The following is an 8,136-nucleotide window of genomic DNA, read 5'->3' on the forward strand; positions in this document are numbered from 1 at the left end:
GGGATGGCCCCGCGCCCGAGGCGGAACGCCCGCACGCCCGAGGCGGAACGCCCGCACACCCGGGACGGGACGCCCGCACGCCCGAGGCCGAACGCCCGCACACCCGGGACGGGACGCTCGCACACCCGGTCCGGGATGGCCGCGCGCCCGGAGCGGGCCTTACCGTGGCCGGATGGATCACAGCGAACAGGCGGCAGCGCACGCCTCGTCGTTCGGCGCCGCGGCGGTCGCCTACGCCGAACACCGGCCCGACTACGCGCGGACCGCCGTGGCCTGGGCCCTCGAAACCGCCCCCGGCCCTCGGGTCCTGGACCTCGGGGCCGGAACCGGCAAGCTGACCGGCACCCTGCTCGCCTCCGGCGCCGACGTCGTCGCGGTCGAGCCGGATCCGGCGATGCTCGCCGAACTGCGGCGCGGCCTGCCGGCCGTCCGCGCCCTCGCGGGGGGCGCGGAGGCGATCCCCCTTGCGGACGGTTCGGTGGACGCGGTACTCGCCGGGAACGCCATGCACTGGTTCGACATGTCCGTCGCCGGCCCCGAGATCGCCAGGGTCCTCGCACCCGGTGGCGTCCTGGCCGGACTGTGGAACGTCATGGACGAGCAGGTGCCGTGGGTGGAGGGGCTCGCGCGGGTGAGCGGCAGCGCGGCGATCGGCCCGCGCGACACCCTGGCGAGCTGGCGCGCCGTGACCGCGGACATGCACCTCCCGCGCGGCGGTGCCCCCCGGTTCGGCTCGCCGGAGCAGTCCGCGTTCCCGCACGGGCAGCGCCGCACCGCCGACTCGCTCGTGGCGACGCTCGCGACGCGCGCGGGGGTGCTCGTCATGCCGGAGGAGGAACGGCAGACCGCGCTCGGCCGGATCCGCCGCTACCTCGCCGGCCGCCCCGAGACCGCGGACGGCGAGTTCACGCTGCCGATGCTGACCGGCGTCCTGCGCGTCCGGCGGCTCTGAGGGACGGTCGGCCCGGCTCTACGGCTCCCGGGGCGCGGCCGCCTGGGTGCGCTGGGTCGGGATGGCACCGTCGCGGTCGTTCTGGAGGGCGAGGAGCTCGCGGAACAGGCCCGGGGACGTGGACAGTTGCCCGTACGTTCCCTGCTGGACGACGCGGCCGTGGTCGAGGACGACGATGCGGTCGGCCACGGCCACGTTGGTGAGGCGGTGCGTGACGAGGACGACGGCGCGGTCCCGGGCGGCCTGCCGCAGGTGGGTGAAGATGCGGTGTTCGGCGCGCGGGTCGAGGGCCGAGGTGGGTTCGTCCAGGACGAGGAGGCCGGCGGGGCGGTAGAAGGCGCGGGCCAGGGCGATGCGCTGCCACTGGCCGCCCGACAGGTCGGTGCCGCCCAGCCACTCGCGGGCCAGGAGGGTGCCGAGGCCGGAACGGAGTTCGGCCACGACCTCGTCGGCGCCGGTGGCCCGGCAGGCTTCCCAGACACCGGCCTCGTCGCCGTCGCCGCCCCCGCCTCCCACCGGCTGGCCGAGGGTGATGTTGTCGCGGGCGGTCAGGGGCCAGCAGGCGTAGCGCTGCGGGACCATGGCGACCTGCTTCCACGCGGCGTGCGGGTCGAGGGCGGTGGTGGGGTGGCCGTCCCAGGTGACCGTGCCGGCGGTGGGCAGGTGGAGCCGGGTGAGGAGGTTGGACAGGGTGGTCTTGCCGGAGCCGTTCTCGCCGACCAGGGCGACGATCTCGCCGCGGCGGACGGAGAAGTCGATGCCGTCGAGGGCATTGCGCTCACTGCCCTCGTACCGGTAGACGAGCTTCTCGGCGCGGACTTCGGCGGGGGCGCCGGGGACGATCTCGCCCGCCTTGAGCCGGTAGCCGCCGGTCTCCTCCAGGAACCGTGACCAGTCGTCCATGTACATGCCGGTACGGAAGATGACGGCGGACATCCGGACGACGCCCTGGACGGAGCCGGTGACCGTCCGCAGGGCGAGGACGGCGGTGCCGGCCGCCGCCACCGACAGGTGGCCGGTGGCCAGGAGGGCGACGAGCACGCCCCAGACGAGTGCGGACGCCGCGCCGCCGCCGAGGGCGCCGAGGAAGGCCATGCGGGCGCCGTCGGTGACGGCCTGCCGGTGGACCTCGGTGACGCGCCCGGTGATGCGGCGGTAGGTGCCGAGGAGGAACGGGGCCATCGTCCCGGCACGGATCTGGTCGGCGGCGTGGCTGTCGGACAGGTGCCAGCGCAGGACGCCGAGCATGCGGCTGTGCCCGGTCATCCGCACGCCGGCGGTGTAGGTGACGCGGGCGCTGTGGATCTGGGCGATGCCCTGCGGGATGCCGGCGAGGACGAGGAAGGGGATGAGGACGGGGTGGAGGGCGCCGAGGACGAAGGCGCCGGCGAGCAGGGAGGCGAGGGCGGCGATCAGTTCCTGGCCCTCTTCGATGATGTCCTTGGCGACGACGGCACCGCGTTCGGCGTTGTCCCAGCGGTCCTTGAAGCCGGGGCTGTCGTAGGCGGCGAGCTCGGAGGTGGTCGCCGCGTCCAGCAGCATCAGCTCGCACTCCTGCTGCATGAGGGGCGCGAGCCGCGAGGAGAGCCAGGTCACGGCGATGTACAGGCCGGCGCGGAGTCCGGCCGCGGCGGCGAGGACCGCGACCGAGGGCCAGGCGTCCCACAGCCGTTCGGTGATGTCCCCGGTGGAGATCAGGGCGGTGATGGTCGAGGTGGTGGCGAGCAGCCCGGTGGCGGCGGCGACACCGGAGACGGCCTGGCAGGTCATCAGGACCACGACCGAGCGGCGGTCGACGCGCCAGGCGACGCTCAGGGAGCGCTTGAGGAGATGCGGGAGCCTGCGCGCCATGTGACGCAGCGTGATGAGTTTGGTCGCCTCCCATCTGCTGTCCCGCTCGAACGCGAAGGCGAGTTCTTCCTGGACCCGTTCCTGCCCGTCACTGTCCTTGCTGGTCACCGGCTGCGCCTCCGTGGGTGCGGGAAGCGTCAAGTCTTCGGCAGGAACGGGGCGTCGGGAAGTCTCGGGCGGGGCCGGTCACCCGAAGGTGTCCCGGTGCGGGCGCCGCCGCGCTCAGGGCGCGGTGTCCCCTCCCCCGGCCTCCTGCCGGAGGTCGATCTCGGCCCGCCGCATGAACCGCTGCCAGCCCTCGGCGGCACGGGCGCGCAGGGCGCGCGCCGGGGCCGCGGGGTCGGGCTCCTGCGCGTCGAAGGCCCGTCCGCTGGCACCGGGCTTCCGGCGGGGCAGTGAGGGGGTGGTGGACATGCGCCTTGCTCCTCTCCGACGGTGACGCGGCGGGGCGGGGGCCGGGGCCCGCGGTCCCGCCGCGAGGGGGAGCACGTCCGGGGCGGCTCGGCGGCTCCGGGGTGCGGTGACCACCTTGGCGGCCGGAGGGCCGATCGATCAATGGGCGCGTCATTGCGGTTTCGGCACGAGGCTTCGACACGAGGATTCGGCACGAGGTCACGGCACGAGGTCACGGCCGGGGCCGGGCGTCCGCGCCGGTGGCGGAGGCGTACTCCGGCAGGGCGATGTCCCCGGCCTTGGCGAACTGCGCGGCGAGCACGGCGCGCATCGGCCACCGGGTCATCGATCGCATCGAGAGGTCGCGCAGCCGGATGCCGAGGCGCCCCGACGGCGCGTACCCGGCGGCGCCGCCGGGCGGCAGTTCCTGCGCGCGGGTCACGTAGGGGCGCATGACCGCGTCGTAGCGCCGCAGCGCGCGGGCGTGATCGCCCCCGGCAGCGGCGAGTTCGCCGGCCAGGACGTACGCGCCGACCAGGGCGAGGCTGGTCCCGAGGCCGGTCAGCGGGGTGGCGCAGTATCCGGCGTCGCCGAGCAGCACCACGCGGCCGCGCGACCAGCTGTCGAGGCGGACCTGGCCCATGGAGTCGAGGAAGAAGTCCGGGGCGGTGCGCATGGCCCGCAGCAGGCGCGGGGCCTCCCAGCCGACGTGGGCGAAGCGGCGGGCGACGAGTTCCCGCTGGGCGGCGAGGTCACGCCGGTCGTAGGCGAGCGGGGGCGAACGGAAGCTGAAGCCGGCCTTGATCTCGCCGGGGAGCCGGCCGGGCCGCGCGGAGGCGACCAGGCCGCCGGGGGCGTTGTGCATGAGGTACCAGCCGTCGAGGTCCAGGTCGTGGTCGGTGGCGGTGAACCAGGACGTGTAGAGGCCGAGCGGGCGGACGAAGTCCCGTTCGGGGCCGAAGGCGAGCGCGCGCACCACGGAGTGCGGACCGTCCGCGCCGACGACGAGCGCGAAGCGGCGCGGCGCGGCCTTCTCGAAGGTGACGGCGACCGCGCCGTCCGGGCCGGCGCCGGGGGTCTGTTCGATACCGGTGACGGTGTCGTCGAAGAGGTACTCGGTGTCGGGCAGGGTGGCTTCGTGGAGCAGGCGGGCGAGGTCGCCGCGCAGGATCTCGATCTCGGAGACGATCCCTTCGCCGCCGAAGGCGTCGGCGGGCAGCCGGGCGGTGGTCCGGCCGCGGGAGTCGACGAGGGCGAGGCCCCGCTGGTCGACGGCGTGCGCCCGGACCCGTTCCATCAGGCCCATCCGTTCGATCACGGTACGGCCCGCCCCGCGCAGGTCCACCGTCTGCCCGCCGGGCCGGGGCGCGGGCGCCCGCTCCACGACGGTGACCGCAAAGCCCGCGGCGCGTAGCCAGTACGCCAGCGCCGGGCCGGCGATGCCGGCACCGCTGATGAGGATCTCGTTGTTCACCATGCCGCGAATGTACGCCGTACGCAGGTCGGACACAACCATTAAACCCCAACAGCTCAAGCCCCCAAGAGACCAGCCGCACTAGTGCAGATGCATCTCACGGATCCCCCGCGCACGGGGCTTCGCCCCCAGCCGGCGCCTAAGATGACAGCCACCAGGTGCACTAGTGCGGAGGGGGTAGGCAGTGGGAGAACGGGCGGTACCGCGCTACAGCCGGATCGTCGCGGAGCTGCGGCAGCGGATCGAGGCGGGGGAACTGGCGCAGGGCGCGCGCGTTCCGTCCACCCGTGAGATCACCCGGCAGTGGGGCGTCGCCATGGCGACCGCGAGCAAGGTGCTGGCGGAGCTGCGCCGCGAGGGGCTGGTCCGGGCCGTCCCGGGCGTCGGCACGGTCGTGGCGGCCCCGGCCCGCCCGGCGCGCACCCCCCGGCCGGCCCCCGCCGCACGCCCCGCCGGTTCACCCGAGGGCCCGGGGGCGCTCACGCTGGGGCGGATCGTCGACGCCGCCGTCGCCGTCGCCGACGCGGAGGGGCTGGCCGCGGTCTCGATGCGCCGGGTGGCCGCCGACCTGGGGGTGGCGACCATGTCGCTGTACCGGCACGTCGCCGACAAGGAGGACCTGCTCCTGCGGATGATGGACGGGGTGATGGGGCGGCACCCGCTGCCCGCCGATCCCCCGCCGGACTGGCGGGAGGCGGTCGAACTGGCGGCCCACCGCCTCTGGGCCCTCTTCCGCCGCCACCCGTGGCTGGCCCCGGCCCTGTCGATGACCCGCCCCCAGCTGATCACCTCGGCGCTGCCGTACACGGAGTGGATGCTGGCCGCCCTCCTGAGGCACGGCCTGGACCTGCGGTCCGCCTTCACCGCGCACCTGACGCTGCTGAACTACGCGCGCGGCGTCGCCGTCAACCTGGAGGCGGAACGGGAGGCGGAGGCCGAGAGCGGCCTGGACAGCGAGGAGTGGATGGACCACCAGGAACCGGACCTCCTCGCGCTCCTCGACACGGGCCGCTTCCCGGCCCTCGCCCACGTGGCGAAGACCGGCTACGACCTCGACCTGGACGCCCTCTTCGACTTCGGCCTCCAACGCCTCCTCGACGGCCTGGCAACCCTGACGGCCCCGGCCGGGAACCCGGACCCGGCGGGCTGATCCCGGCGTCCCGCTAACCGCAGTCGCCGAGCACGGATCCCGACCCGTCGGACGTGTAGCTCGCCCAGAGCAGGAACAGCTCCAGGAGGATCGCCGGAACGTTGCACAGGGCCCACACGAAGGCCAGGATCCCCGGCCGGGTGTCCCGGAGCCGGAGACCGCAGCGGCGACGGACCCACCGGGCCAGCAGGAGGCACACGGCCACGGCCGACAGGCCCAGGACCGGCCCCGACCACGCGGCGAGGTGTTCCGCCCTGGGCAACGGCAGATGCCGGCAGGCCACCTGCTGACGGTGCACCCAGTCCCTGTGTATGCCTTGGACGCTCCAGGAGGTGACCAACCCGAGCACGGAAACGACCGGCACGAGCAGCGCCGTGATCACCATGCCGGGCGTGGCGACCGCACGGTCCTGTGCGGCCGGGCCCGGACCATGCCGTGGGAGGTTGTCCAAGGCGCCTTCCGCTGCCGAGCGGGCACCACTGGCGCTCTGCCCTACGCAGTACGTCTTGATGTCCATGTCCACGATTCCCGCACGAGCTGTCGGAAACACCCTAGCCTCGATCATCCGTTCGACTACCACGACTTCGTGCAGGTGGGCCGTGTGTGCGGGATCCCGCCGGACGGGGGACACCGCGGTGGCGGTGAGGGGTGGGGCGGTGGGGGGCGGCGAGGATCGGGGCATGGGCGTTGTCGTGCCGGTCTTCTTCGCGGTGTTCGCGGCGTTCAGCAACGCGCTCGCGACGGTCCTCCAGCGGCGGGCCTCGCTCACCGTGCCGCAGAGCAGTGGCTTCCGGTTCGGGCTGGTCCTCGACCTGTTGCGGAGGCCGTTGTGGCTCGGGGGGATCCTGGCGGTGATCGCGGCCGGGGTGGGGCAGGCCGTGGCGTTGGCCACGGGTGCGCTGTCGCTCGTGCAGCCCCTGTTCGTGCTGGAGCTGCCGCTCGCCCTGCTGATCGCCTCGCTGATGGCACGGAGCCGGCTGCCGGCGGCGGTGTGGCTCGCCGTGGGCGCGGTGGTGGCCGGGCTGGGGGTGGTGCTCGTGGCCGCCTCACCGGCGGGGAACCGTACGCACGTGCCGCTCGACCGGTGGGTGCTGACCCTGCCGGCGTGCGCGGGGGCGGTGGCGGTGCTGGCCGTGGCGGGGCTGCGGCGGCCGCCCGGCCGGATGCGGGCGGGCTGCCTGGGCGCGGCCACCGCCGTCTGCTACGCGCTGACCGCCGCCCTGATGAAGTCGGCCGTGCACGTCCTGCGCACGGGCGGGGTCGGGGCGTTGACGGCCTGGGAGACGTACGCCTTCGCCGCCGCCGGGATCTGCGCCGTCCTGCTCATGGAGCACGCGATGCAGGGAGGCCCGCTCGTCGCCTCGCAGCCGGCGCTGACGCTGGGCGACGCGGGGGTCAGCATCGCCCTGGGGGTGCTGCTGTACGAGGAGCACCTGCGCACGCACTGGTGGCTGCTCCCCCAGCTGCTCGGGCTGGCCCTGATCTGCGCCGGGGTCCTGGCGCTGGCCAGGTCGGGAGGGGACGAGGGGGAGGGGGCGACGTAGGCGGGGGCGGACGGTCACAGGGTGACGAGGACGGCCGGCACCGCCTTGCCGTCGCGCACGAGGGGGCGCCATGTGCCGTCCGGCGCCGGAGCGGGGCGCGGGGGCACGGCGGTGCTCCCGGAGCCGGGCGTCCTCGAGGCCGCGAACGCGCCGGGGGCCACGCGCACGGCGCCGACCTCCATCGCGGCGGCGAGGAGGGAGCCGCGGTGCATCCGGCTCGTCCGGATGGTCCGGCTGGTCTGGCTTGTCTGGATGGTCTGGCTCATGGGGGGCTCCTGCCGGGTGATGAGGGGCGCCGTGGGGGGCGGTCTCTTGTCCTCCATTGGGCCGCGGCCGGGGTGTCCCGTCACGTCCCGGCAGTTCGGGGCTTGACTGCCGTCCGGGTGACGTGCGGGGGGCGCGGGGGTGCGCCGGGCTGGGCGCAGTCGTCGGGCTTCCGGCCGAGGCCGGCGGCTGCGGCGGCGTGTGGCGGCCGGGTGCGCCGCGCTGCTCCCGGCGGTGTTCGGGGCGGGGACGGCGGCCCGCGCGGCTCCCGGTCCCCGCGCCGCCCGGCCCGGGGGACATGGCACGGCTGCCCCCGCACAGCACGGAGATCATGGGCAGGCCCCGGTGCCGGCACGCCCAGTGGGGCTGCCGCAGACCGGGCCGAAAGGGCGGGCCCGTGGTCCGCCGCGTGTTCCCCCCGGGGCCGACGGCGGAGTCGTTCTCCGGCTCGGGCACCTGGCGGACGCCGGGGACCGGCCACCGGTTCGCGACCCCCGTCCGCGCCGTC

The 8,136-nt window shown here is 75.0% G+C and carries 8 protein-coding genes; 3 read left to right on the forward strand and 5 right to left on the reverse strand.

Annotated features, from left to right (window positions below):
* Positions 1 to 172 precede the first annotated feature (172 nt).
* Positions 173 to 952, forward strand: coding sequence for a class I SAM-dependent methyltransferase (locus ACFVXK_RS35110; RefSeq protein ID WP_389620275.1), 780 nt, complete (start codon positions 173 to 175; stop codon positions 950 to 952).
* A gap of 18 nt (positions 953 to 970) precedes the next feature.
* On the opposite strand, the gene ACFVXK_RS35115 is transcribed toward ACFVXK_RS35110, so the two are convergent.
* From ACFVXK_RS35115 to ACFVXK_RS35125, 3 genes are all read right to left on the reverse strand, one after another.
* Positions 971 to 2,911 carry an ABC transporter ATP-binding protein gene (locus tag ACFVXK_RS35115; RefSeq protein ID WP_389620278.1) on the reverse strand — a complete coding sequence of 647 codons (1,941 nt, stop codon included), beginning with the start codon at positions 2,909 to 2,911 and terminating at the stop codon, positions 971 to 973.
* A 114-nt stretch (positions 2,912 to 3,025) separates the two neighbouring features.
* On the reverse strand, positions 3,026 to 3,217 hold the full coding sequence (locus tag ACFVXK_RS35120) for a hypothetical protein (RefSeq protein WP_389620281.1): 192 nt from the start codon (positions 3,215 to 3,217) through the stop codon (positions 3,026 to 3,028).
* 211 nt (positions 3,218 to 3,428) lie between these two features.
* Positions 3,429 to 4,673: an FAD-dependent monooxygenase gene (locus ACFVXK_RS35125; protein WP_389620284.1), complete on the reverse strand. Its 1,245-nt coding sequence runs from the start codon at positions 4,671 to 4,673 to the stop codon at positions 3,429 to 3,431.
* Positions 4,674 to 4,854: 181 nt separating this feature from the next.
* Here ACFVXK_RS35125 and ACFVXK_RS35130 point away from each other — a divergent pair, with 181 nt between their 5' ends.
* Entirely contained in the window at positions 4,855 to 5,820 is a 966-nt protein-coding gene (locus ACFVXK_RS35130; protein WP_389620287.1) for a TetR/AcrR family transcriptional regulator C-terminal domain-containing protein, read from the forward strand.
* Between the two features lie 13 nt (positions 5,821 to 5,833).
* Here ACFVXK_RS35130 and ACFVXK_RS35135 read toward each other — a convergent pair whose 3' ends face one another.
* Entirely contained in the window at positions 5,834 to 6,337 is a 504-nt protein-coding gene (locus tag ACFVXK_RS35135) for a hypothetical protein (protein ID WP_389620290.1), read from the reverse strand.
* Between the two features lie 163 nt (positions 6,338 to 6,500).
* Here ACFVXK_RS35135 and ACFVXK_RS35140 point away from each other — a divergent pair, with 163 nt between their 5' ends.
* On the forward strand, positions 6,501 to 7,364 hold the full coding sequence (locus ACFVXK_RS35140) for a DMT family transporter (protein WP_389620292.1): 864 nt from the start codon (positions 6,501 to 6,503) through the stop codon (positions 7,362 to 7,364).
* A 14-nt stretch (positions 7,365 to 7,378) separates the two neighbouring features.
* Here ACFVXK_RS35140 and ACFVXK_RS35145 read toward each other — a convergent pair whose 3' ends face one another.
* The gene (locus tag ACFVXK_RS35145) at positions 7,379 to 7,630 is read right to left on the reverse strand and encodes a hypothetical protein (RefSeq protein ID WP_389620295.1); all 252 of its coding nucleotides are present in this window, start codon (positions 7,628 to 7,630) and stop codon (positions 7,379 to 7,381) included.
* Between the last annotated feature and the right edge of the window lie 506 nt (positions 7,631 to 8,136).

Source organism: Streptomyces sp. NPDC058157, from assembly GCF_042884105.1.
Taxonomy (GTDB): domain Bacteria; phylum Actinomycetota; class Actinomycetes; order Streptomycetales; family Streptomycetaceae; genus Streptomyces.

Bases quoted from the DNA above. Each gene is read 5' to 3' on its own strand.
- ACFVXK_RS35110 (WP_389620275.1), top strand. From the start codon at position 173: ATGGATCACAGCGAACAGGCGGCAGCGCACGCCTCGTCGTTCGGCGCC.
- ACFVXK_RS35120 (WP_389620281.1), bottom strand. From the start codon at position 3,217: ATGTCCACCACCCCCTCACTGCCCCGCCGGAAGCCCGGTGCCAGCGGA.
- ACFVXK_RS35140 (WP_389620292.1), top strand. From the start codon at position 6,501: ATGGGCGTTGTCGTGCCGGTCTTCTTCGCGGTGTTCGCGGCGTTCAGC.
- ACFVXK_RS35125 (WP_389620284.1), bottom strand. From the start codon at position 4,673: ATGGTGAACAACGAGATCCTCATCAGCGGTGCCGGCATCGCCGGCCCG.
- ACFVXK_RS35145 (WP_389620295.1), bottom strand. From the start codon at position 7,630: ATGAGCCAGACCATCCAGACAAGCCAGACCAGCCGGACCATCCGGACG.
- ACFVXK_RS35135 (WP_389620290.1), bottom strand. From the start codon at position 6,337: ATGGACATCAAGACGTACTGCGTAGGGCAGAGCGCCAGTGGTGCCCGC.